This is a genomic window from Ensifer sp. BR816 (assembly GCF_000378985.1).
Classification (GTDB): Bacteria; Pseudomonadota; Alphaproteobacteria; order Rhizobiales; family Rhizobiaceae; genus Sinorhizobium.
Map to the genome: position 1 here is coordinate 4386012 of NZ_KB905370.1, position 24012 is coordinate 4410023.

Consider the following 24012-nt stretch of genomic DNA (forward strand, 5'->3'; position numbering starts at 1 on the left):
TACCGGTGCGGCCTTTCGTTCTGCGCCCCAGGAGCGTCACAGCCGATAGACGTGGTGTCGTTGAGCATGTGAAGGATGTCGTATTTCCGGAGGTCAATCCGCCTGCAGGCGTGTTTACCTCAGCGCGTTCAAGGTGGCCATCTCGACATTGTCCGATGGTTAATTGGGAAACCGGTTACAGGCCGGTGCTGCCCCCGCAACGGTAGCGGAACCAAATCTCGACGAATGCCACTGGCTGCAGCCGGGAAGGTGTCGAGAGCGTCCGAACGGACGGTTCCGAAGCACGGAAACCAGCCTTGAACGCAGACTCGACCGATCGCGGCGGGCGATTGAGAGGCGGATGTGGCGTGCCCGCCGGGCTGCTCCGTTCAACTCTCGCTTCCACCCCATCGGTCCTGCAGAGCGTTTGCGAAGTCCGCTCGGTATGCGCGCGGCTGCAAGCGATTGGCCCGGTCCACGGAGGATCGGGCGGGAGAGGGCGTTCGCGCGTGGTCGCGGCCGCAAATGATGAGACGTTCAACCCAAGGAGGAGACGGACATGAGCAGGAACAGAGGCGTCGTCTACATGCGACCCGGCAAGGTGGAAGTGCGCGACATCGACGACCCAAGGCTGGAAGCACCGGACGGCCGGCGTATCGAGCATGGCGTGATCCTCAAGGTGATTTCCACCAATATCTGCGGATCCGATCAGCACATGGTGCGCGGCCGAACGACGGCCATGCCGGGTCTCGTCCTTGGCCACGAGATCACCGGCGAGGTCATCGAAAAGGGCATTGACGTGGAAATGCTGGAGATCGGCGACATCGTCTCCGTACCCTTCAACGTTGCTTGCGGTCGCTGCCGCTGCTGCAAGTCGCAGGACACCGGTGTCTGCCTGACTGTGAACCCGGCCCGTGCCGGGGGCGCCTATGGCTATGTCGACATGGGCGGATGGATCGGTGGCCAGGCGCGCTACGTCACGGTGCCCTATGCCGATTTCAACCTCTTGAAAATTCCCGATCGCGACAAGGCCATGGCGAAAATTCGCGACCTGACGATGCTGTCCGACATTCTGCCGACCGGCTTTCACGGTGCGGTGCAGGCGGGCGTCGGCGTCGGCTCGACGGTCTATGTGGCAGGCGCCGGTCCGGTTGGCCTTGCCGCGGCCGCTTCCGCCCGCATTCTCGGTGCCGCCGTCGTGATGATCGGCGACTTCAACAAGGATCGCCTCGCGCATGCCGCCAAGGTCGGCTTCGAGGCCATCGACCTTTCCAAGAGCGATCGGTTGGGCGACATGATCGCCGAGGTCGTCGGCACCAACGAGGTCGACAGTGCCATCGATGCCGTCGGCTTCGAAGCGCGTGGCCACGCGGGCGGCGAACAGCCGGCAATCGTGCTCAACCAGATGATGGAGATCACCCGCGCCGCCGGCTCGATCGGCATCCCGGGGCTCTACGTCACCGAGGATCCCGGCGCCGTCGACGACGCGGCCAAGCATGGCAGCCTGTCGCTGCGCTTCGGTCTCGGCTGGGCAAAGGCACAGTCCTTCCACACCGGGCAGACGCCGGTGCTGAAGTACAATCGGCAGCTGATGCAGGCGATCCTGCATGATCGATTGCCGATCGCCGACATCGTCAACGCGAAGGTCATCTCGCTCGAAGATGCCGCGCAAGGCTATGAGAGCTTCGACCAGGGTGCCGCGACCAAGTTCGTCCTGGATCCGCACGGCGACCTGATAAAGGCCGCGTAACCTGGTCATGCGGTCGCCGGCCGACCCGGCGACATTTCATCCGTAATAAGCGTACCGCCTGGAGTTCCCTGCAGGCGGTACGTCGTTTACTGTTCTAGCCCTGTGTATCCCTGAACTCGGACGTCTCTCCCGAGAAGGTGCAGGTCGCGGTCCAGTCCATTGCAAAGATTTCGCAATCAGGCGGGCGGCCGGCCCCTATAAGAAGCGGATTGACGCTTGATCGCTCCTGTAGTTCCCTGTGCTTGGGGAAACATGAAGCAGCTAAGAAATCCGTTATATCGAATGTGGGTGCGTCGCGTCTTGGTCAAACGCCAAGGTGGCGTGTGCTGCTATTGTCGCCGTCCCTTTACGAAGAAGGGTCCGACACGCGCTACCATCGAACACAAGAAAGCGTTGATGGACGGCGGCACTGACGAGATGAGCAACCTTGCCGCCGCTTGCTTTCACTGCAATCAACATCGCGGCACGCAGAAGAACCAAGCCAAGCAAAAAGCTCAGGCTTAAATTTCAAACTGAGACACAACCCATCGACGCGGCATCGAACTGATGCCGCGATCAGACCCGCCGTCTCTCCGCCAGCAGAAACACCGCCAGTACAGAGCACAGCAGGCCAAGCGACGATGGCAGCCCCTGATGTCCGATCAGCTGCATCGCCAGGCCCGTCGCGGGCGAGCCGACCATGCCGCCGATGCCCCATGCGAATGCGAAGGCGGCGTTGCCGGCGATCAAGGCCTGGCCGCTGAAACGCTCGCCGAGCTGGATCAGCGCCATGGTGTAGATCCCGAACGAGACCCCGCCCAGGACGAAAACGAGCGGCCAGACGAGCCACGCGTCGAAGATCGACGGCAGCAGCAGGCAGCCGGCCAGCGACGCCAGGGCACAGAACAACATGGTCCGCCGCGAGCCAAACCGTTCGGCGACGCGCCCGAGCAAAATCTGCAGCACGGCATTGCCGGCGATGTAACAGGCGATGAGCGACGCGATGCGCTCCTCGGCGCTGCCGAGCGCGGCGCCATAGACCGCGAACAGGGAAAGCAGGATCTGTTCGAAGGCGGCCGCGGTGAAAACCGCGAACAACAGGAGCGGCGCCAGGGCGAAGAAGCCGCCGAGCGATATTGCCTCGCCTTCATGCGGCATCCTCGGCAGGCGCGGCACGACGGCAAGCACGATCAGGCCGCAGAGGAGAAAGGCCACGATGCCGATCATGAAGGGCGGCCAACCCTCGGTGCCGGTGAGGCCGAGCGACAGCGGGCCGATGGCGAAGCCGCCCGAAACGATCGACGAATAGAGGCCCATGATGCGGCCTCGGCGCGCCGCGGGCGTAATTGCGATCAGCCAGGTTTCGCTGATCACGGAGAGCGGGTTGGCGAAGAAGCCAAGCAGGAAGCGCAGCGGCATCCACGCCCACGGGTCCCTGAGCAGCGCAATCGCGATCAAGGTAGCGGCCGCCAGGATCGAACACAGGAGAGCAAACCGCGCCCCGCCGAAGCGCCGCGCGAGGCCCGGAATGAAGGGCGCCGAAGCAATGAAACCCAGCGGCGTCATCGCCGCCGACAAACCGATCAGGCCGGCGGTCTCTCCCTGCCGTTTCAGGAGGAAGCTGAGCAGCGGATAGGTCAGCCCCTGCGCCACGGCAAACACCGTGACGGTCGCGATGATGCCCGCCATCGCAGCCCATGGGGCCGCGTCTTGTCCTGGTGATGTCGTGTCGTGCCTGTGCCGGCGAGCCAGGGCGGCAGGTGGAAACTGGCGATCCGATGTCATTGCGGCATGCACCTTACAGCACTTGCCAGAAAGGCCTGGCGAGCTCTTCCTCGACCTGCCGTCTGGTCATGCCGATGTCGTCGATCAAGTGCGGATCGTCGCGAAGCTTTTGCTCGAGCTCTGCGCGAAAACGGTCCCGATCGCGCCACTTCGCGATCATGTCTCTGAGGTTGTAGCGAAAACGCAGCGGGTTCTCGCGCTTTTCCGGAGGTGCTGTCTCCCGCGGCGCCGAGACAGGATAGGGGGTAGGGCTCATAATAACCTCCATCGTTTGGGGGCCGGATTGACCCTCGACCTGAAAGAGGCCGAATTCTGCGGGATGCGAGCAGCGGCGTACTTAAGGCCTTCCAAAAAGTTCTCAAAAACGTCCAAACGGACTATAGATGCGCCTATGCAGGGTTCGCGCTTCGCCTTCGGTCCGTTCGTGCTTGATCCAGGTGCGGGAACGCTCCTGCGGAACGATGATCCCGTGGCCGTTGGGTACCGCGGGCTGAAGCTGCTTGCGGCACTCGTCGGACGGCCGGGCGAAATCCTGGGCAAGGCGGAGTTGATGGACGCGGCCTGGCCGGGCACGGCCGTCGAGGAAGGCAACCTCACCGTCCAGATCGCGCAACTCAGGAAGCTGCTTGGCCCGACCGCCGATGGTGGTGACTGGATCTCCACGGTTCCGCGCGTCGGCTACCGCTTTACGGGTGCCGTTAAGCAGCTCGGCGCGAAGCGACAACCCCTGCCGCTGCCAGATAAACCATCGATAGCCGTGCTGCCCTTCGTCAATGTCAGCAACGATCCCGAGCAGGAATCCTTCGCGGATGGGTTGACCGAAGACCTGATCACCGACCTGTCCAGGAGCTCCGGCCTGTTCGTCATCGCCCGCAACTCGGCCTTCGCCTACAAAGGCAAGGCGATGGACGTGCGCGGGATCGCCGAGGAGCTTGGCGTGCGCTACCTGCTGGAGGGCAGCGCTAGGCGCGCCGCCGGGCGTGTGCGCATCAATGCCCAGCTGGTCGACGCGGCGAGTGGCGATCATCTATGGGCGGAACGCTTCGATCGCAGCCTGGAAGACATATTTGCCGTTCAGGACGAGGTCACCGGCAAGATCGTGGAGGCGCTGCTAGGCCGGCTGCGCGCACCGCCGCCGCGCAATCGGCCCAAAAATCTCGAGGCCTATGATCTCTGCGTGCGCGCGCGCAAGCTGATGGATGACTCGCCGCAGACGGCGCGCGAAGCGCATCTTATGCTCATGCGCGCGGTTTCGCTCGATCCGGAATACGCCGAGGCCTATCGCTGGCTTGCCATGAACCACTGGATGGGATGGGTCCATTCAGGTGGGCCAACGGAGCCTACCCGCAGCGTTGCCTTGGACCTGGCACGCAAGGCCGTAGCGATCGATCCGAACGATGCCGGCAGTCGCTGGATCCTGGCTTACCTTTTTGCCTATGAGCGCCGCTTCGCCGAGGCGGATGCGGAATTCGCCAAGGCGATCGAGCTCGACCCCAACGAGGCCGACACCTGGGCGGCATTGTCCGACATCGCGGTCCTCGCCGGGCGGGTCGAGGAGGGCCTTGCGCACATCAACAAGGCATTCCGGCTGAACCCGTTTCCGGCAAGCTGGTACTATCTGACGCTCGGCCAGGCGCAATATGCGGCCCGGCAATACGAAGCGGCTGTCGAGACACTGCTGAGGGACGAGACCTATCGTACAAGCTCACGCCGTTTTCTGGCGGCAAGCCTTGCCCAACTGGGCCGGCTCGACGAGGCGCGGGCGGAGGCCGAACTGTTCCTCGTCGGCAACCCGCATTTCACAACCCGCCACTGGGCCGCGACGGAGCCGTTCCGCGACGCCCGGACGCTTGAGCACTTCATTGATGGCTTTCGCAAGGCCGGTCTTCCGGAGTGACGCGCCGGCGTGCCTTCCCAACGGCTGTTCGTTGCGAAGGCTGCCGGCGCGCGGGTAATCACTCCGCAGCCTCGACGAAGCGGTGGCGCTCGTAGAGGAACTTCAGCACCGCTTCGCGGCATTTCAGGTAGGTGCGATCGGAGGCGAGATCGATGCGCCGGCGCGGGCGGGCGAGCGGCACGTCGAGGATTTCGCCAATTCGCGCAGACGGGCCGTTGGTCATCATCACGATGCGGTCGGAAAGCAGGACCGCTTCGTCGACGTCATGGGTGATCATCAGCACCGTGTTGCCGAGGGTCGCGTGGATCTGCATGACCTGGTCCTGCAGATGCGCGCGGGTCAGCGCATCCAGAGCGCCAAAGGGTTCGTCGAGAAGCAGAACCTTCGGTTCCATGGAAAGCGCCCGGGCGATGCCGACGCGCTGCTTCATGCCGCCGGAGACTTCCGCAGGGCGCTTGTCGGCGGCATGCGCCATCTGCACCAGTTCGAGGTTGCGCATGGTCCACTCATGCCGTTCCTGCCTGTTGCGGGTCGCCGAGAACACCTTGTCGACGGCGAGCCGGACGTTTTCGTAGACCGTCAGCCACGGCAGCAGCGAGTGGTTCTGGAAGACGACGCCGCGGTCCGGTCCCGGCTCGTCGGCGACCTTGTCGTCGAGCAGCACGACGCCGCTCGTCGCCTGCGTCAACCCGGCGACGATGTTGAGCAGGGTCGACTTGCCGCAGCCGGAGTGGCCGATGATCGAGATGAACTCGCCCTTGTCGACGGAGAGGGAGACCTCCTTCAGCACTTCGGTGCGTTTGCCGCCGCGTTCGAAGGTCTTGTCGATGAGTTCAAGCGAGAGATAGCTCTTGGTCATTGGTTTCTCCTTCTTCAGCCGTTCGCGGTGCCGCGGGTGATCGCGCGGCCGATCAGCGCGATAAGCCGGTCGAGGAGGAAGCCGACGATGCCGACATAGATCAGCGCCACGATGATGTCGCTGATCAGCGACGAGTTCCAGGCGTCCCAGATGAAGAAGCCGATGCCGACGCCACCGATCAGCATCTCCGCGGCGACGATCGCCAGCCAGGAAAGGCCGATGCCGATCCTTAGGCCCGTGAAGATGTAGGGGGCTGCAGCCGGCAGCATGATCTTGGCGAAATATTCGAGGCCGTTCAGCCGCAGCACCCGGGCGACGTTCTGGTAGTCCTGCGGAATGTTGCGGATGCCGACCGCCGTATTGATGATGATCGGCCAGATCGCCGTGATGAAGATGACGAAGATCGCCGAGGGGGTACCGTCCTGGAAGGCGGCGAGCGAAAGCGGCAGCCAGGCGAGCGGCGGCACGGTGCGCAGCACCTGGAAGATCGGATCGAGGCCGCGCATGGCAAGCGCGCTCTGGCCGACCAGCGTTCCGAGCGCCACGCCGACCGCGGCGGCCATGGCATAGCCGAGCGCGACGCGCTGCAGGCTGGCGAAGACGTGCCAGAACAGGCCCTGGTCGACGCCCTGGCCGTTGTAGAAGGGATGCGCGATCAGCTCCCAGCTCTCCTCGAGCACGCGAGTCGGGGCGGGCAGGCTCGACTCGGGCGACGAGCAGGCAATCTGCCAGGCGAGGATGAAGAGCGACAGCGTGACGAGCAGCGGCAAGAGATTCGTTGCGGCCGTGGCAACGAGGCGCGGCAGGCGGCTGTCGTTGCCCGGCCCTGCCGTGCGCTCGAGGGCGATGACATTGGCCGACGGCTGCGGCGGCGCTTGCGGTTTGAGCATGAGATTTGTGACGGACATGCCGTTCTCCTGGGGGTTCGGGTCTAGAGCGCCCTGCGACTTAGGCAAACATGCGGTGGGGCGGCCGGGTTGGGGACCCGACCGCTCTTGCGGCATCACGCGATGCGGCTGATCGCCAGGCTCTTCAGATAGGCCTCGGGATTGGCGGCATCGAAGACCTTGCCGTCGAAGAAGGTCTCCGGACCGCGCGACGTGGACGCCGGGATGTCGGCGATGCCGAGGTCCTTCGCCGCCTCGCGCCAGATGTCCTCGCGATTGACCTTGGCGATCAGCCCCTTGATGTCCGTATCGGGTGCGAGCTTGCCCCAGCGGATGTTCTCGGTGAGGAACCAGGCGTCGTGGCTCTGGAAGGGGTAGGAGGCGTGGTCGCGCCAGAACTTCATGAAGTGCGGGCTGTTCTCGACGACCTTGCCGTTGCCGTAGTCGTATTCGCCCTTCAATCGGTCGACGATGTCCTTCGGCGGCACGTTGAACCAGCTCCGCTTGCCGACGATCTTGGCGAGCTCGTCCTTGTTGGCCATGTCGTCGCACCATTGCGCGGCTTCCTCGACGGCCATGACCAGCGCCTTCGCCGCATGCGGGTTCTTCTCGACCCAATCGGCGCGCATCGCGAAGGATTTTTCTGGATGCTTGGCCCAGAGCTCGGCGGTGTTGACGGCCGTATAGCCGATCTTCTGGTTGACGAGCTGCTCGTTCCAGGGCTCGCCGACGCAGAAACAGTCCATGGTGCCGACCTTCATGTTGGCGACCATCTGCGGCGGCGGGACGACGATCGTCTCGACATCCTTGTCCGGGTCGATGCCGCCGGCGGCGAGCCAGTAGCGGATCCAGAGGTCGTGCGTGCCGCCGGGAAAGGTCATCGCGACCTTGGCGGGGGCTCCGCCGGCCTTCTTCTTCGCGAAGGCGTCCTTGAGCACCGAGGCGTCCAGGCCGACTTTCAGATCGGAGTAGGCCGCGCCGACCGAAATGCCCTGGGCATCGAGGTTGAGGCGGGTGAGGATCGCCATCGGCAGCGGCTGGTTGTTCTGCGTCACCTTGCCGGTCGAGATGAGGTAGGGCATCGGTGTCAGGATATGGGCGCCGTCGATGCCGGCGCCGGCCGAGCCGAGCACCAGGTTGTCGCGGGTCGTGCCCCAGGAGGCCTGCTTGACGACCTCGACTTCGGTCATGCCGTGTTTGTCGAAGAAGCCCTTTTCCTTGGCGATGATGAGCGGTGCGGAATCGGTCAGGGCGATGAAGCCGAGAACGGCCTTGGTGGTTTCCGGACCGGCCCCTTGGGCAAAGGCTCCGGAGGGCAGTAGCGTCCTGGCCGCCCCGACCATGGCGGCCGTCGCGGTCGTCTTCAACAGGCTGCGGCGTGTCAAGCCGCCGATTGAGATCCTGGTCATGCGCATGTTCCCTCGAATTGTTGGCCGGTCGACACCGACAAAAAAACGCCGCGCGGAAGTTGCGCTCCGGGGACTGGGAGGGTTCCCACACGGAGGCAAAGACCTTGCGACGCCGGTGTCTTCGGCAGGCGCTTCAGGCACCTGAGCTCGCCTCAAATCACCGTTGACCGAGGCAAACAATGAAACGCAAGCGCCGTGCCAGATTTGAAATAGCTTGTTATGTTGTTGAATTTTCGAGACAAAAACAGTTTTCCGCCGGCTGCCTATAAAGTGGACATTAGCTTTCAGTGATGAACTATTGTGCACTGCGGAATCCGGTTGGAATTCCATGCCGCTTAGACGGGCAGCACGGAACGACGACGGAGACTGGTAGATCCCGCCGGGCTCGGCTGCTGAAGCCTGTCCGGGCAACTGTCTCCCGGGTCGTGTCTTGAATGCCGCGCATCAGCCTGTATTCGCAATGTCTCTTTTAGAGATCAACGTAATACAATGAATATGCAAAGTTTATTTCTCGCGCGTACGTGATTTTTATCTCAAGAAAATCATAATAAGCTAATACAATTTCACCGAATATACTGAAGTTAGGATCAGTAAACTCAATATGTTATTTGAAGAATCCTTTCATACCGTTTGCCACAAATCAGAACATTTGTTAGATGTGCTGCGCTTTTGTGACAGATCATGGGAGGTGACAGTATGGGGATTCTCGACTTCAATCGTCTTATGCGCACAACGCTTCATCGCGCGACGGCTGCACTCCACGATCCAAAAGCGAGCCAATTTTCCGACGCCGTAAAAAAAGCCAGGCAGCCATCCGTGCCGCAGGGCAATCCTGAAAAGGAGCAGGATGGTCGCGTCGACCATAAGATCAAGAAAGACGAGACGCTTTCCGGCATTGCGCCGCTCTATGAACAGAGTGTTCCCGATATACTGCTGACGAACCCGACCATCCGCAATCCCGACGTGATTGATGAAGGCGGGTCTTTGCGGATCTTGAGCGAAGAGCGGCGCACGAGCCTTGAAAGCATCGCCGAGCTTCAAGCCGACGCTGACAAGGCGACAAGTCCCGCTGAAAAGGATGAAAAGACCAAGGCGCTGAAGCTCGCGGTCCAGACGGATCTGCAATCCGCCGGCAAGAACCAGGCCTATACGCCCGATAAGCTCAAGACCTCTCTCGATCAGCGCGAGGCGGATCTCATCACGCTCGGACCAAATACCGACGAATACAAGAAGCTCGTGCAGAGTGAGCGGAAGACGGTCGAGAGCAACCTGAATGCGGTTTTTGAGCCGATCAGCAAGCTGGTGACCGCAGCTCAGAAGAATTCCGCGGAATGGGGGAAGGTTCAAACCGAACTTACCGACCAGTTCGCAAAACTCGCGAAGGGTGCCCCCGACGGCGGCGAAGCCGCGATCAACAGCGCCCGCGAAACGCTGAAAACCTTTGGCCCGGCCGACAAGGGCTTTGTCGAGGCGCTCGATGCCAGCGGGCAAGAGATTCTCGTCAATAGACCCGCCAAACGCGTGCAAGACGCGTTCCGCGAAGGCAAGAACGACTTCAAGGGTTTCGACGGAGAGGACGCCACACAGTTCAAGAAAGAGGACGGTGCCGCCCGAGCCGCCAAGGTCCTCAACGAGGTGACCAAGAACGTCACCGACGAAACCGCGGTCCTGATTGTTCAACAGGCAAATCAACCGATCGAGGCGTTCGGAAACAAGGACACAAAAGTGCTGGATGTCATCCAGCAGACGATCGGTCAGCAAACGGCCATCAATTCCGGTGCACTTCCCGACAGCCTGGCAGGTCGCTACGTCAATCCGGAAACCAATCTGTGGCGGACTCTGGCGCAGCACGACATGTTTGCGAATTATTCCGAAGCGCTTGGCAGGATCTCGAAGGCGCCCGGCGGAGCCAAGCTCATCGATGACAGCGCCAAGTCGATCGCCAAGGCCGTAAAAGATACGACGGACAAGACGTTTGCGGATTGGGAAGCCAAGCTTCCCGAAAAAGCGAGGACGTTTTCGCTGGAAGACAAGAAGAAGATCGGCAAGGAAATCGGCATCCCCTATCCGGAGGTCAAACCTGTCGACCCTGAGGCGGCTGGCGAACCGTTTAGGAAAGCCGTTGCAGGTGGCAACGATCCGACCCTGAGCCTCGCGGTCGTCAAGGAGCTCAACAAATCCGGCAACACCAGCGGCGCGAATGCGGTCTTCGATGCCGTGATCAAGGGCACCGACGACCTGACCAAGAACAGCCAGAATGTCGTGGGCGACTTCGCCAAGGATCATCTCGTCGTCGCCAATGACTGGAAATCGTCGCTCTCGGCCAAACAGCTGACCGACGGCCTCAACGATTCGATCGCCAGCAACAAGGGCAGCAAGGACAAGATGGATGAACAGGGTGCGCGGATCTTCCGCACCCTGAGCGCGCTGCATGCGGCCGAAGACGGGCTGAAGGACCTGAAAGGGCTCGACGGCCTCGATCGCTACAAGAAGGCGACCAACGGCCTGGAACAGGACGAGAAAAGTCAGTTCGCGGTGAGCAACAGCGAGCAGGCCTGGACGGAAATGGGCAAGGCGTACATCGAGGCAACCGCAAAGCCGGAAACCGAACCGGTTCCTGCTGCACCAACCTTGTACTGGTCTGGCCGGGCGGTCATCGGCATGCACAGAACGGTCGCCGCCTATGAGGCGCTTGGCGGCAACAAGGCGTACAAGCCGCCGACGCCCGGCAGTATCGACACGGCTTCGCGCATGAGCCCCGGACAGTTCGATCCGAAGCTGGCACAAAATTCATCCTTGTTGCTCAACGGGCCGAACGCCGCGACTGATCCGAAAGCGCGCAAGGCTGCCATCGAAAGTCTCAGCAAGGCGTTCGACGGATCCAAGTTCGACCCGCGTGCCGGGATCACGACGGCGTCGGGCTTCGGCAAGGGTCTGGCAGGGGTTCAAGGCCTCCTCTATCTCGGAAGTGCGAAGGACAATTTCGCCACACCCGGCCTGCTTACGCAGTCTTTCGGCGTCTGGCTGACGGCGGGGATCGCCCAGGAGGCAGCGCAATTGACCGCGGGCGGCGTTCGTTCGCTCATCGAACGGGGCACGGTGGCAAAGGGCGGCTTCCTGGACAAGGCGACGCGTTTTGCCGAAGTCAGCGGCACGTCGAAGTGGGGTTGGTTCTCCAAGTATTTCGACCGCGCCGGCGGAGCGTTGATGGTCGCCTATACCCTCGACTATGCGGCGAAGGGCAAATGGGCAAACTCGGCCTTTGCGGCGACGACGACCGTCGGGACGTTCCTGTCGCTGATGAAGTCGCCGAAGGCCGGTCTGTGGGGCGCCGGACTCGCCGTGGTCGGTATCGTCGGCGAGGCCATTTATAACCAGTATCGACGCAGCGAGGCCGCAAATTACTACGAGGGGCCGACCGAGAGATTTCTCATCAAGGCCGGATTTCCGCAGAACGCGGCGAAGGAACTTTCAAATCACGACGGCGATGGAAACAGCGTCGGTTCAATCATCGAGCCTCTTGCCAAGGAACTGGGCATGACGCCCCAGGCCCTGACCGAAAGCCTGCGAGGAACCAAGGACATGGCGAAGCTGCGAGAATTCGTGGCGGGCGTCCATCAAACCAAGCCGGATGACAAGGGGAATTATCCGATGACGGCTCCAAAACGGCTCGAACCGTTGGAGATGCCGGATGGCGGAACGGTTCCGCGTGATCCGTCATTTGGTCGCCCGCGGACGATTCCGGAACTGGCCGAATGGACACGTCAGAATCTTATTCTGACGAGCTGATGCTGTCTTTGTCCCCGACGCCGCCCGGCCGTTGCGCGCGGGCGGCGTCCGCGCGTCAGGCGACCGGGACGGCGATGCCGAGTTCGGAGAGTGCCACATCGATCTGCTTGGCCGAGGCGGGGGCGGCATCGCCGTTTCGGATCTTGTCGGCGAGGCTCGGTATATAGACCTGGCCGCTGACATAGCGCTCGTTCAGACGCTGCGCGTCGGTATAGCTCTGGTCCGAACCGGCGGTTGCCGGCAGTTTCGACGGGTCGCCGCCGATCTCGTCGAGTGTGTGGTGCAGATTGTCGCGCAGTTTCTCCAGCCCTTCCTTCGGAATGCCGTTCAGCCAGTCGATGAAGCGCTGGCGGTCGGTCGGCTGGTCGAGGCGATAGCCCTTCAGCTCCGCATATCTGGCGAGGATCGGCACCGGGCTGTGGCCATCGCCGCTCTGGTCGACGAGCGCGCCGGCTGCCGTTTCGTTGAGGTCGGAATGGGCGAGGAACCGCTTCGATGTGTCGGTCATGTATCTGTTCGAATCGCGGGTGTCGGCGACGATCATCTGGCCGATCACCGCGGCGCCGACGATGACGAGGCCGGCCGGGCCGAACATCGAGCCGGTGCCGAGTGCTGCCATGATCGTCCCGCCCGCCGCGGCGGCCGAAAGGCTTCCCATCAGCGGGTCGCCGGCCTTGAAATAGTCGAAGGCGACCCAAGCATCGAAGCCGCCGCTCAGTGCCCCGAGAAATTTCACCGCCGGCCGGCTGCTGCTGCCGAAATGCTTGACGGCGGCAGAGTCGGAGTTGAGGTGGTCCATGCCGCCGAGGATCTCCACCGTTCGCTGGCCGAGCCCGACCGCATCGATCACCACCTTGAGATTGTTTCTGAGCGTCGGGTTGGTCTGGGCTGCCGTCGCGGAATTTGCGACGCTCGCCCCTGTCGCGGCCAGGCCGATCAGGCGCAGCATCTGGCCCGGCCCGGTGGTGTTGGCGAAGGACCGGACGCCCCTCGAGCTTTTGAGCTCGTTCAGGTCGTCGTTGAGGGCAGCCATCTTCGCTCGGGATTGCTCGACCGTTTCGCCCGGCTCGGGCAAGGACTTGCCGACCGCATCGATCGCCCGGTCCATGTCGGCCTTGGGAATGCCGAGCATCTGCGCGAGCCTGCCCTCTTTCAGCGCTTCCAGGCTGGCCTTGGCCTTGCCGAGGGCCGCCGGTCCGCCGGACTGCAGCTCGGTGAAGGACGGCAGGACCTTGTGGCGGATGATCTGGGTCGTCGCCTCTTCGGCGAGCTTGCGGCCCCGGTCGGTCAGGCGTGCCTGGTAGCCCATCAGATTCAAAACGGCCGGACTGTCGAGCAGCGCCGGGTTCTTCTTCATCGCGATCTCGACGGCCATCGCGGACTTCTCGTCCGACAGGATCTTGCCGATCTCATCGTCGACGGCCTGTCGCTGCGACGCCAGTTCCGGCGGCAGGTTGCCGAGCGCCGTCAGCTGCCGCAGCAATTTCTCGCCGCTCGCGGCGATGTTGTCCTCGAGGCGCTGTTCAGTCTCCGCCCACTGAGGGCCCTTTTCCTTCTTGTAGTCTTCGATCGCCTTGGTGAGCTGTTCGGGCGTCATGGTCCAGCCGTGATTGGACACCAGCCACTGCAGCTCCTGCATATGGGCCGAATAGGCGACGACGTCCTGGTTGACCTTGGCGGAGGCATATTGCTTGACATGCGGAACGACGTTCTGGACGACGAAATCCGGTGAAGCCGGCGCACTCTCGGCGGCAATGGCGATCGGATAGTCGAGGCGGGAGCCATTGGCGATCGCCATCGGTATGGAGTTCGGGTGGTATCCGCCGATCTTGGCAAAACGCTCGACAACCGCATCGGCGCTCGGGCTGCCGCCGATGCGGTCGATGATCGTCATCAGGTTCGCCTGGCCGTTCATTCCGATCAGGTCGCCGCCGACTTTTTCCTGCTTCCGGCCGTTTGCCGCTTCGATCACCGGCATGGCGGACGAGACGAGTTCGACGGCCAGGCGCGGATCGGCGTCGGCTGTCAGCCGCTCGAGATTGCCCATCGTCGTCGCGGCATCGCCCTGATCGCTCAAAGGTTGTTCCGGCTGATAATCGGCGAGCGGCTTCGATGCCCAGTTCGCCGCCTTGTCGATCAGAGCCTTCGCATACTCGGAGTGCAGCAGGACGCGCTGGACCTCCGGTGTTGCCGAGCCAAAGGCCGAGGCGAGCTCTTCGAACGCCTTGTCTGGTCCGCCGGCGGCATTTGCCGTGTCGATGATGTCGCGTGCCTTGTGCTCGACATCGGCGCCGGCATGCGTCGACGGGCGCAAGCTGATATTCAGCGCCTTCGCCACCTCTTCGATCGCCATCCGACCGGGCGCCGCATCCGTCCAGTCGCGATCGTAGAGGCGCTGCAGCGTCTCGGACCGCTCCTTCTCCGGCAGCGTCTCGACAAAGCTTCTGACGTCCTTGGCGACCTTGTCGGTTTCCGCCTGATAATCGATCTGCGGATCGTCGGAATACTGGATCCGGTTGCCGCGATCATAGATCTCGTCCGCCAGCACGGCCTCCGCGTCCGTCTTCAGGCCGCGTTCCTCGATTGCTGCCTTCACGGCGTAGCCGGCGGGGCCTGCATCGAGCCAGTCGTTGTTCATCAGCCGCAGGGCTGCGGCCTGTCGCTCCGCCTTCGGCACGTTGTCGAGATAGGCTCCGACATCGCGCTGCATGTCATTGCCTTCCGCGATGTAGTCGATCTTCGAAGGGTCGTCTGCATAGGCGAGCTTGTTGCCGCGGCCGTAGAGATCGTTGATGAAGGCGGCCTCTCCCTCGGGCACGCCCTTGCCGTCGACGGGCCCCTGCGCGACGAGCTCGGGCGAGGCGAGCGGAACGATCACCACCTCGTTCGGGTCGACCCCCGCCGTGTTCTCAGTCAACTTGATACGGTTGGTTGCGACGAGATCGTCGAAATTGACATGGTTCTCCCTGGCGATCTCCCAGAGACTGTCGCCCTTTTCGACGACGATTGTCTTTTCCGTCGCCGGATCGATTGTCTTCGGCCCACCCGCCGCGGCCCGTTCGCGCACGGCCTGGTTGACCTGCTCGACGAAGAACCGTCGCTGTTCTTCGGAAACGGCAATGGCGCGGTCGCCCCCGGCGTCGTAGCGGCGCTTGCCGTCGATATCGATGCGATAGGACATGGGTGGGAACTCCTTGGCTCTCTGCGGCACGCAAGGCGTGCACATCCGGCGGAAAGGCGCGGGAAACGAAGAATGGTCTTGCAAATCAAGACGATGGTCGATTTGCGCGCGAGCGCGTGCGGGCCACTATGGCGGGCCTGCTTGAAGCTTTGATGACAGGAAAGGTTTTCGAGGCGCCTGCGAAAAGCTCTTAGCGCGGTGCTGTTTCGCGCAGGCCGCGCAACATTGCCGGCGCGTCCCTCAGAACGGCGAACTCCGCAACCATGTATTGCAGGAGGTAGTTGAGATAGAGCAAGATCAGGATGGCAAAGAGCAGGTTCTTGATCGCCAGCGACAGGTCGAAGACATGGAGCTGCGGCGACATGCGCGACAGATAGGCAAGCATCAGGTCGGCAATGAGCAAGGCAAGCACGATCGGCGCGATCAGCAGGACGCCGATCTGCATGACCCGGTCGAGAATGGCGAGCACGGCCTCGGCCGAGCCGGAACCAAGGGCCGGCGCGAAGCTGGTGACGGGCCAGACCTCATAACTTCGGTAATAGGTGTCGGCGAGCAGCGAAAAACCGCCCGACTTGAAGAACAGCGCGACCAGCGCCAGGACGAACAGGGTTCCGGCGATGCTGGTTTCGGTCGCCTGCAGAGGGTCGACGAGCTGCGCCGATGTCGAGCCGCGTTGCAGGTCGACGAGATCGCCGGCGACTTCGGCGGCCCAGAAGGGAATGCCGAGCACCACGCCCATGATGATGCCGAGGACGACCTCCTTGAGGATTAGGCCGGTCATCACCACGGTCGAGAGGCTTTGCCCCTCGGCGAGGGTCGCGGTGAAACTGGGTATCAGCGGCAGGGCGATGGCGATTGCCACGCCCGAGCGGATCAGCCCCGTGAGCCCGAGCCGGACGAAGGCCGGGGTGATGACGATCATGCCAAGGGCGCGGGCCATCGCGACCGCCGTGCCGGCGAGCACCGGATAGATGAGGTCGAACAGCGATTGCGTGGCGGAAAGAAAATCCACGCCGCTCTCCTACCGCGTCAAGGCCGGAAAGATGTCGAGCGTGTTGCTGGCGAAATTGGCGACCTGGACGGCGAGCATCGGCCCGAGCACGACCAGGGCCAGCATGACGGCGACCAGCTTGACCGCCTGCGGAAGCGTCTGGTCCTGGATCTGGGTGAGCGCCTGGATGAGACCGACGCTGATGCCGATGACGATCGCAATCGCCAGCGCCGGGGCGGAGGCGATCAGCACGGTCAACATCGCTTTCTGCATCTGCGCGAGGAAGGCGGTCTGGTCCATGGGGGCTACCCGTAGCTCAGGATGAGGCCGTGCATCAGCCGCGACCAGCCATTGACGGCAACGAAGAGGAATATCTTCAGCGGGATGGAGATCAGCGTCGGCGAGACCATCATCATCCCCATCGCCATCAGCACGGTCGAGACGATGAGATCGATGACCAGGAACGGCAGGTAGAGCAGGAAGCCGATCTCGAAGGCGCGGGTGAGCTCCGAGCTGACGAAGGCCGGAACGAGGATCAGCAGGCTGTCGGTTTTCACCGAGGCTCGCGCTTCCTCCGACCAGATGCGCTCGGTCGCCTGGAGGAAGAACTGGCGCTCGTTCTCGTCCGTGTAGCGGGTGAGGTGCGCCTGCAGCGGCGCCCTGAGCTGGTCGGCCGCCCGCATCATGCTGTCCATCGATTGCATGTCGACCTGCTCGCTCGAAAGCGTGCGGTACATTTCGCCAACGAGCGGCGTCGTCACATAGACGGTGAGGATCAGCGCGACGCCATAAAGCACCAGATTGGGCGGCGATTGCTGGATGCCGAGCGCGTTGCGGATCAGAAACAGCACGATCGAGATCTTCAGGAAACCGGTCATCGTCACCACGGCGAGCGGGATGAGCCCGATCGTCGAGACGATGATAATGATCGGGATGAGATTGGTGGTCGTCTCACCCATCGGTCGAAAGCCGCACCACGCGCACGCCGAGACCTTCGCCGATCCTGATCAATTCGCCCTTTCCGACGAGCCGCCCATTCGCCAGGATGTTGACGGGACTCGAGAGGCTCGGGCTTGCATGAAGCACCGTGCCTTCGCCCATCCTGGCGATCTCCTTCAGCGGAAATTCGGCACGCCCGATCTCGAAGACGAGCTCGACCGGCAGATCGGCGAGCGGTTCGAGCTCTTCGGACGATTGCGTTTCCTGCTTTGACATGGCGGAAGATTCCCAACTTGGTTTCAGGGCTTGCCAGCCGGTGGCGAAAACGAGGCCGGCTTCGCTCCGGTTGAGCGCGGCGATGAGGTGGTTGCCAAGCACGGCGACGGGCTCGTCGGCATGGGATTGCTCGCACATGACCACGTCGCCGGGACGCAGACTTTGCAGTTCGCCCAGGCTCAGCTGCTGCGTGCCGGCGCGAATCTGGACCGGTTGAACGAGATCGCCCGTGAACGCATTCAGCAGGCCGGCACGGGGATCGAAGGCTCTGCCGAGCTTCAACGCCGCCGCGGCGCTCAGGTGCAATTCCGCAGGCAGTGGAAGATCGCCGCCATCGATCGTCCAGCAGAGCATGATCGGATAGTCCGGCGTCGCATCCGGCGGCCCGAGGCGAAGCGGCTCGCCGAGACGCTTCTCCAGTGCTTCGAGAGAAGCAGCGAGGGTCTCTTCGAGGAGGATGCTGCGCTGCAGTGCAGTAAGGCCAGCGATGCTGCCATGGACTCCGAGTGCCGCCGAGAGCCCGTCAAGGGCGGCGGCAGGCACCAGCCACCGACCCGGTGAGGTGCCGATCCGGAACGCCAGCTCGACCGGTTCCGCCAGGCGTCCCGTGCGCCCGCCGGGTTCGAAACTGAGGCCAACCGGCGCCAGCGACAGCCGGAACGGAGCCCGGATCCCGACCAGCAGGTTGAGCAGGTCCACATGCGCGGCGTTCACTTCCGGCAGCCACGCGGCGTCCTCCGCCGGCGGGCGGAGTTCGGCGGCGCCGATCCTTGCTTGCACCGTCGAGCTCATCCTATCGCTTCCTGCCCTTGTGGCGGATCGCCTCTTCGTCCTCGGTCTCGCCGACGAGATCGGCGCGCTTCGTGTTCTTTCGCTGCTTCTCCTCGGCGAGGATCAGGATCCGGTCATGCAGCTGCTGTTTGCGTCGATACTCGGCCGCCAGCTCTTCTCGTTTCAGGGCCTCCTGCCGTTCGTGGCGCTCCGCGCCGTGGATGCGCTCCTCCAGTTCACGGGCGCGGTGATCCAGGTCGGACAGTGCGCCGCGATATCGTTCGAGGTCGCGATGATCGATTGGCCCTTGAGCAAGATTGGCGTAGAGCGCCTGCTCTTCCCGCCTGCGCTGTTCCTCCCGAGCAATGCCTTCGGCCTTTGCACCTTCGAGAGCGCGGACGGTTTGGTCATGACGACTGTGTTGACGCCGGGCCTGCTCCTCCGCCCGCCGCATGCGCATCGCTCTCAATTCGACGAGCTGTCGCAAGTCGCCTTTCTTTTTCACGCGGCCAACCTTTTCAACTGTTCGATGGTCGCTTCGAGCGAAGAAAACGCCTCGCCCGGCTGTCGCAGGAAGGCTTCGATGGCGTCGCGCTTGTCGATCGCCTCATCCGAGAGTGCGTCCGCGCCGCGTTCGTACTCGCCGACCCGCAACAGGAGCTCGATCTCCTGGTAGCGGGCAAGCAGCGTCCGGAAATGGGCTGCGGCCTCCCGGTGCGTGCTGCCGGCGACTGTTTCCATCAGCCGGCTGCGGCTCTTCAGGATGTCGATCGCCGGGAAGAAGTTGCGCTCGGCGAGATCGGAGCTGAGCACGATATGGCCGTCGAGAATGGCCTTCGTCTCTTCGGCAACCGGGTCCAGCGTGCCGTCGCCTTCGGTCAGCACGGTGTAAAGCGCGGTGATCGAGCCGCCTCGTCCTGGCCCGGCGCGTTCCAGGAGGCGCGGCAAGGCGGCAAAGAGCGACGGCGGATAACCGCGGCGCGTCGGCGGCTCGCCGGCCGCAAGGCCGATCTCCCGTTGCGCGCGGGCGAAACGGGTGACGCTGTCCATCAAAAGCAGCACGTCGCGTCCCTGATCGCGGAAATACTCGGCAATCGCCGTCGCGGCATAGGCCGCCTTCACCCGTTCGATGGCCGGCCGGTCGGAGGTCGCGACGACGACGACCGAGCGCCGGCGCCCCTCTTCGCCGAGCTGTCCCTCGATGAATTCCCGCACTTCGCGGCCGCGCTCGCCGATAAGCCCGATGACGATGACGTCTGCCTGCGTGCCGCGGACGATGGCGGAAAGCAGCGAGGATTTGCCGACGCCCGGCTCGCCGAAAATGCCGACGCGCTGGCCGCGTGCCACCGTCAGCAGCCCGTCGATCGCCCGGATGCCGAGTTGCAGCGGCTCGGTGATCAGGTCGCGCTGGAGCGCATGCGGCGGCGGCCTGTGCGTCGGGTAATAGGTGTCGGTGACGACCGGAGTTCTTCGCTCGCCGGTGAAGTCCAGGATTTCGCCGAGCGGATTGAGGACGCGGCCGAGGAGGTCGTCGCAAACGGGAATCTGCAGCGTCCTGCCTGTGGCGATGACCTCGGCGCGCGTCGACATGCCGTCGAGATCGCCGATCGGCGTCAGCACCGCCTCCTCGTCCTCGAAGCCGACGACCTCCGCCGGTACCGTCGCGCCCGAAACGGGATCGCGGAGATGGCAGAGTTCGCCGATCCGCACCATCGGTGCGGTCGCGTGGACGATGATGCCGGTGATCCGGCGGACGCGGCCATGCACGGGCCGCGTTTCGCTCCCGAGCGCCCGCTCGCGCAGCCGCCGGACGAGTTCGCCGGGATCGGTCAAGAAATGCTCGTTCATGCGGGCGAATCCGTGCGGCTGGACCGAGCGCCAAGCAGTGCCTCGCGGATGACCGAAAGCTGTGTGTCGAGCCCGGCATCGACAACCGCCACGGCATTGGCAAGAACACATTTGCTGCCGTCGAGCCTGGGGTCGGCAAGGACGGCAATCTTCAGCGTGCCACTGTCGTTTAACCGATGCACGAGTTCGGCGACGCGCTCGGCAAGCGCTGGAGCTACGGTGATCGTCACCTCGCGCTCATGCTGGAACGACTGCAAGGCCTGCTGCGCCAGCCGGGCGACGAGCTCGGCCTGGTCGAAGCGGCCGACCAACTTCTCGACGACCGCCAGGCTGAGTTCGGCGATCTGCCGGTCGAGCCCAGCCACATAGGCATTGACGTCGGCGGTGGTCTTCACGAGCAGCGCTGCCGCCTGGCGCTCCCCGTCGAGCCGGCCGGCCTCGTAGCCCTCTCTCCTGCTCTTTTCGACGCGCTCGTGCAGCTCCGCGCGCTGCCGGTCCGCCTCGGCCTTGGCCGCCTCCAGGAAGGCGAAGCCCTCGCGCCAATGCTCCGCTTCCGCCTGCCGGAGAATTTTCCTGGTGGGGCTAGGAGGGAGCTCGCTCATCCGGCCTCCTTCGCCTCTTTGTTCTTGTCCTGCATGAGGCGCCGGACGATTGCGGCACCCCGCTCGGTGTCGCTCTCCTGCAGAAACGCTATGTTTTCGTTGGCGGCCCCGTCGCGCAGGCGCAGCCAGGCCGCCAGCGGCTGCGGCAGGGAGGCTTGCCAGCTGGCCCAGCATTTCCGGCCGTCGGTTTCGATCGCCTGCATCAGTTGATCGCGGTCGCCTGGAGGCGGATGGCCGGCGGCCAGGTCGCGGTTGTGGATGGCAAGCTGAAAGGCGAAGTCGCCAATCCGCGATTTCATCTCGGCGACCTCGCGGCTGCGGATTTCGCCGGCCAGCACATGGCCCCAGAACACGGCGCCGGCCGCATGGCTGTATTGCTCGATCCGTTCGAGCGGGAATGCGAGGAGTTCGAGGTCGTCCTCCGACGGGCGTGGACAGGAGAATGGCTCCGGAAGGCGATACTTCTCGCTGATGAGGCGTGCGAGCGGCCGCTGCACGCGGTCGGATCGCTGCAGCCGGATCGCCGTTTCGATCGGGATCGTGTTGTCAAAGGCCTGCATGATAAGGCGCGGGCCAACGAGGCGGGCCGGAGCCGTCTGGAAAACGGTCCACACGCTCTCCGGGTCGGCGCCCGACAGCGAAGCACCCGTCATTTCGCCGGACCATAGGGTTGCAGCGGATAGACTTTCTGTCGCCGGCTCTGTTTCCGCCACGCCAGATAGCCAAGGCCACCGACCGCCGCGATCAGGACGCCGACGAGACCGCCGAAGATCAGCCGGGCCTTGGCGACGCTCGCCGGCAGCATCCAGATTCCGAGGAAGGAGGTCAGCTCGGCGGCGACCGGCTCGCTGCCCCGCTGGCTGGCGACCGGCACGACCGAGACCTTCTCGTAGGTGAGGCCGGATATGCTGTTGGCGACCAGGGTCTTGATCCGCGGGATCAGCGGATTGACGTCGAGATCGGCCTCGTGCCGGATGAACACGGAAGCCGAGGCCGGTATGGCGTTGCGCTGCAGCGGGTCGTTGTCGGGCAGGACGACGTGGACGCGTGCCGAAAGAACGCCGTCGATTTCGGAAACGGTGCGGGACAGCTCTTCGCTCAGCGCATAAATCATCTGGGCGCGTTCCTGCACGGGCGAGGCGACAAGCCCCTCCTGCTGGAACACGGTGCCGAGCGTCGCAAATTTCTCCTTGGGCAGTCCGGCCATGTTGAGCACGGTCACCGCCTGCGAGAACTGATCCTCGTCGACGGTCACCGTCAGCTTACCGTCCTTCTCAACGACACGGCCCGCCGCGATGCCCTTCGAGAGCAGCGTGGCGACCATCTCGTTCGCCTCGCGCTCGTCAAGATTGGTATAGAGGTCGACGCTGCAGGCCTGCAGCGACAAGGCCACCACCGCGAGCACCAGTCCGCGCGCAACTGCTGGGAAACGCCGCAAGGTCTTCATTGACCCTTGGTGAGCGTCATCGCCGTGCTGGTGAACTGTGTCAGGCTGCGGACGACCATCCCCGACTCGATCGCGTGATCGAAGGCCTTCACCAAAGCATCGACCAGCCGTCCGGCGTCGCTGTCCGAAGTACGTGCTGCATTCGCTTCGCTACCGGGCGCGTTTGACGCAAACGACCGCGAGGTCGCGGATTGGTCGGGGTGGCTGACGGACTCGGTACCGCTCGCAGATTTCCCGGCGCGCTCGGCGAAGCCTTTGAGGTTGTCGACGATCGCTCGGCCGAGATCTGCCGGGCTTGCGCCATGCGGCAGCGTATTGGCGTTCAGCGCCGAGTGCTCGAACAGGTTCTGCGAAGCGATCGAGTTCGACTCCAGCGAAGCAAGGGACATTGGGAGCGGGGCAGTCTCCACCGGCGGGACAACCGTCATGATTGCGTCTCCTGTTGGCAAAGAGGGTCTTACTCCTCGTCGGATAAGGCCTCGTTCAGAACTTCCTGGGCGATCTTCATCATTTCCTGCCCTATCAACTGGCCGCCGCCGCTTGCGACGGCTTGCTGCAGTGCTTCCTCGAATTGGGCCTGAGAGGGGTCCACATACTGTGTCTGGGTGGGCGTCTGTGTCGTCGGGGCTACCGGACCGGCCATCATTGCTCTCCTGGGGTATTGCTTTTCTTGGAACTGGCGGCGGTCTCGCGACCGTTGTCGGTCAGATCGTCGGCGACCTCGTCGCGTTGTCCGCCGCGGAAGATGCGCACCCGCGGATCGTCCGTTTGTGTCGCCGGCGGCGGCTGGACGGTCGAAACCACCTGTTTCACCATTCCAATGAACGGCGGCGGGCCAGAAACGCGAAGCGCCGGCGCATTGGCGGTGGCGCGCACCGAAAAGCGCTCGTCCATGAGGTCGAGGCGCGCGATCTCGTCGATGACGGAGCGGCCGCTCGCCCTGCCTATGTCGATGATCTGGGTCGAGAACTCGTCGCTCGTATTGATGTGCAGGATCGAACCGTCGAAATACCAGATCAGGCCATTGGCCTGTGTCAGCTTGTCGAGGAAGTCGCCTGCCGTTGCGGCGCGGATTTCGCCGCGCACCTGGCCACGAATGCTGTTGGACAGGACGACGGGAAGGGAGAGGTTGCGGCCGAATTCCTTCAATGCGTCGCGAACATCCTGGTTGATCAGGACATAGTTGTATCGGCTGTCGTACCAGCGCGGCGTCTCCGCTGAAGCGAGCCCTGCGGATGCTAATGTAGCGATAGCAAACACACAGAGCCTCCCCGAGAGAATGACCGATTTCATGGAAAACGTTCCGACTATTCGCACCAAGCGGCTGAAAGCTATAACAGTAGACCAGCGCACGCAACTCGCAGTTGGACTAAATCCGTAGCAATGCCGATCACTAAACAAGCAGAAGCTGGAACGCAAAGTGAGATAAACCATATTACGGAATTATAATACAATGAATAAGTGAATTTAGCGCGATTCAATCGTTTGATATCACGAATAATTACATACTGAAATATTATGTGATGCTCTTGCAAATTGTCATTCTCTGACTTCGACCTTAACCATTGCACCGCCCCATGGGTGTCGACTCGAGAAGGAAAGCATGCCGGCAGCGTGAACTCT

The 24012-nt window shown here is 63.1% G+C and carries 22 protein-coding genes and 1 riboswitch; of the genes, 4 read left to right on the plus strand and 18 right to left on the minus strand.

Going from position 1 to position 24012, the window contains the following annotated elements; translation table 11 throughout:
• Positions 1 to 114: 114 nt before the first annotated feature.
• Positions 115 to 314, plus strand: a riboswitch (cobalamin riboswitch).
• 224 nt (positions 315 to 538) lie between these two features.
• Together fdhA and RHIBR816_RS34470 are read left to right on the plus strand one after the other, a co-directional pair.
• Positions 539 to 1729, plus strand: a complete 1191-nt coding sequence (gene fdhA, locus RHIBR816_RS0121045) for a formaldehyde dehydrogenase, glutathione-independent (protein ID WP_018238573.1) — start codon at positions 539 to 541, stop codon at positions 1727 to 1729.
• A 282-nt stretch (positions 1730 to 2011) separates the two neighbouring features.
• A complete protein-coding gene (locus tag RHIBR816_RS34470) occupies positions 2012 to 2233 on the plus strand; it encodes an HNH endonuclease (RefSeq protein ID WP_018238574.1) in 222 nt (73 codons plus the stop codon).
• 51 nt (positions 2234 to 2284) lie between these two features.
• Here RHIBR816_RS34470 and RHIBR816_RS0121055 read toward each other — a convergent pair whose 3' ends face one another.
• A complete protein-coding gene (locus RHIBR816_RS0121055; protein ID WP_018238575.1) occupies positions 2285 to 3397 on the minus strand; it encodes an MFS transporter in 1113 nt (370 codons plus the stop codon).
• Positions 3398 to 3506: 109 nt separating this feature from the next.
• Positions 3507 to 3749: a DUF1127 domain-containing protein gene (locus RHIBR816_RS0121060; protein ID WP_018238576.1), complete on the minus strand. Its 243-nt coding sequence runs from the start codon at positions 3747 to 3749 to the stop codon at positions 3507 to 3509.
• A gap of 135 nt (positions 3750 to 3884) precedes the next feature.
• Between RHIBR816_RS0121060 and RHIBR816_RS0121065 the strand changes: the two genes are divergently transcribed.
• Positions 3885 to 5390 carry a winged helix-turn-helix domain-containing tetratricopeptide repeat protein gene (locus tag RHIBR816_RS0121065; protein WP_018238577.1) on the plus strand — a complete coding sequence of 502 codons (1506 nt, stop codon included), beginning with the start codon at positions 3885 to 3887 and terminating at the stop codon, positions 5388 to 5390.
• A 58-nt stretch (positions 5391 to 5448) separates the two neighbouring features.
• On the opposite strand, the gene RHIBR816_RS0121070 is transcribed toward RHIBR816_RS0121065, so the two are convergent.
• The 3 genes from RHIBR816_RS0121070 to RHIBR816_RS0121080 all read right to left on the minus strand — a co-directional run bounded on the left by RHIBR816_RS0121070 (position 5449) and on the right by RHIBR816_RS0121080 (position 8545).
• Positions 5449 to 6249 carry an ABC transporter ATP-binding protein gene (locus RHIBR816_RS0121070; RefSeq protein WP_018238578.1) on the minus strand — a complete coding sequence of 267 codons (801 nt, stop codon included), beginning with the start codon at positions 6247 to 6249 and terminating at the stop codon, positions 5449 to 5451.
• A 14-nt stretch (positions 6250 to 6263) separates the two neighbouring features.
• Positions 6264 to 7157, minus strand: coding sequence for a nitrate ABC transporter permease (gene ntrB / locus RHIBR816_RS0121075; protein ID WP_018238579.1), 894 nt, complete (start codon positions 7155 to 7157; stop codon positions 6264 to 6266).
• Between the two features lie 95 nt (positions 7158 to 7252).
• On the minus strand, positions 7253 to 8545 hold the full coding sequence (locus tag RHIBR816_RS0121080; protein WP_026187263.1) for a CmpA/NrtA family ABC transporter substrate-binding protein: 1293 nt from the start codon (positions 8543 to 8545) through the stop codon (positions 7253 to 7255).
• An 816-nt stretch (positions 8546 to 9361) separates the two neighbouring features.
• On the opposite strand from RHIBR816_RS0121080, the gene RHIBR816_RS0121085 reads away from it, so the two are divergent.
• Positions 9362 to 12334, plus strand: a complete 2973-nt coding sequence (locus RHIBR816_RS0121085) for a LysM domain-containing protein (protein WP_245262636.1) — start codon at positions 9362 to 9364, stop codon at positions 12332 to 12334.
• Positions 12335 to 12389: 55 nt separating this feature from the next.
• On the opposite strand, the gene RHIBR816_RS0121090 is transcribed toward RHIBR816_RS0121085, so the two are convergent.
• The 13 genes from RHIBR816_RS0121090 to RHIBR816_RS0121150 all read right to left on the minus strand — a co-directional run bounded on the left by RHIBR816_RS0121090 (position 12390) and on the right by RHIBR816_RS0121150 (position 23682).
• On the minus strand, positions 12390 to 15515 hold the full coding sequence (locus tag RHIBR816_RS0121090) for a LysM domain-containing protein (protein WP_018238582.1): 3126 nt from the start codon (positions 15513 to 15515) through the stop codon (positions 12390 to 12392).
• 190 nt (positions 15516 to 15705) lie between these two features.
• Positions 15706 to 16527: a type III secretion system export apparatus subunit SctT gene (sctT, locus tag RHIBR816_RS0121095; protein ID WP_018238583.1), complete on the minus strand. Its 822-nt coding sequence runs from the start codon at positions 16525 to 16527 to the stop codon at positions 15706 to 15708.
• Between the two features lie 9 nt (positions 16528 to 16536).
• On the minus strand, positions 16537 to 16806 hold the full coding sequence (locus RHIBR816_RS0121100) for an EscS/YscS/HrcS family type III secretion system export apparatus protein (RefSeq protein ID WP_018238584.1): 270 nt from the start codon (positions 16804 to 16806) through the stop codon (positions 16537 to 16539).
• Between the two features lie 5 nt (positions 16807 to 16811).
• Positions 16812 to 17465, minus strand: coding sequence for a type III secretion system export apparatus subunit SctR (gene sctR / locus RHIBR816_RS0121105; protein ID WP_018238585.1), 654 nt, complete (start codon positions 17463 to 17465; stop codon positions 16812 to 16814).
• Positions 17458 to 18513: a type III secretion system cytoplasmic ring protein SctQ gene (sctQ, locus tag RHIBR816_RS0121110; protein ID WP_018238586.1), complete on the minus strand. Its 1056-nt coding sequence runs from the start codon at positions 18511 to 18513 to the stop codon at positions 17458 to 17460. Before sctQ ends, sctR begins: the two co-directional genes overlap by 8 nt.
• Position 18514: 1 nt before the next feature.
• Positions 18515 to 18997 (minus strand): type III secretion protein, encoded by a 483-nt coding sequence (locus tag RHIBR816_RS0121115; RefSeq protein ID WP_018238587.1) that lies wholly within the window; start codon positions 18995 to 18997, stop codon positions 18515 to 18517.
• Positions 18994 to 20340, minus strand: coding sequence for a FliI/YscN family ATPase (locus RHIBR816_RS0121120; protein ID WP_018238588.1), 1347 nt, complete (start codon positions 20338 to 20340; stop codon positions 18994 to 18996). The genes RHIBR816_RS0121115 and RHIBR816_RS0121120 overlap by 4 nt, the downstream gene beginning before the upstream one ends.
• A complete protein-coding gene (gene sctL, locus RHIBR816_RS0121125; RefSeq protein WP_018238589.1) occupies positions 20337 to 20942 on the minus strand; it encodes a type III secretion system stator protein SctL in 606 nt (201 codons plus the stop codon). The genes RHIBR816_RS0121120 and sctL overlap by 4 nt, the downstream gene beginning before the upstream one ends.
• A complete protein-coding gene (locus tag RHIBR816_RS0121130; RefSeq protein WP_018238590.1) occupies positions 20939 to 21595 on the minus strand; it encodes a hypothetical protein in 657 nt (218 codons plus the stop codon). Before RHIBR816_RS0121130 ends, sctL begins: the two co-directional genes overlap by 4 nt.
• Entirely contained in the window at positions 21592 to 22389 is a 798-nt protein-coding gene (gene sctJ / locus RHIBR816_RS0121135) for a type III secretion system inner membrane ring lipoprotein SctJ (RefSeq protein ID WP_018238591.1), read from the minus strand. The genes RHIBR816_RS0121130 and sctJ overlap by 4 nt, the downstream gene beginning before the upstream one ends.
• Positions 22386 to 22817 (minus strand): hypothetical protein, encoded by a 432-nt coding sequence (locus tag RHIBR816_RS0121140; protein WP_026187264.1) that lies wholly within the window; start codon positions 22815 to 22817, stop codon positions 22386 to 22388. Before RHIBR816_RS0121140 ends, sctJ begins: the two co-directional genes overlap by 4 nt.
• 29 nt (positions 22818 to 22846) lie before the next feature.
• Positions 22847 to 23032 (minus strand): hypothetical protein, encoded by a 186-nt coding sequence (locus RHIBR816_RS0121145; RefSeq protein ID WP_018238593.1) that lies wholly within the window; start codon positions 23030 to 23032, stop codon positions 22847 to 22849.
• Positions 23032 to 23682: a hypothetical protein gene (locus RHIBR816_RS0121150; protein WP_018238594.1), complete on the minus strand. Its 651-nt coding sequence runs from the start codon at positions 23680 to 23682 to the stop codon at positions 23032 to 23034. The genes RHIBR816_RS0121145 and RHIBR816_RS0121150 overlap by 1 nt, the downstream gene beginning before the upstream one ends.
• Between the last annotated feature and the right edge of the window lie 330 nt (positions 23683 to 24012).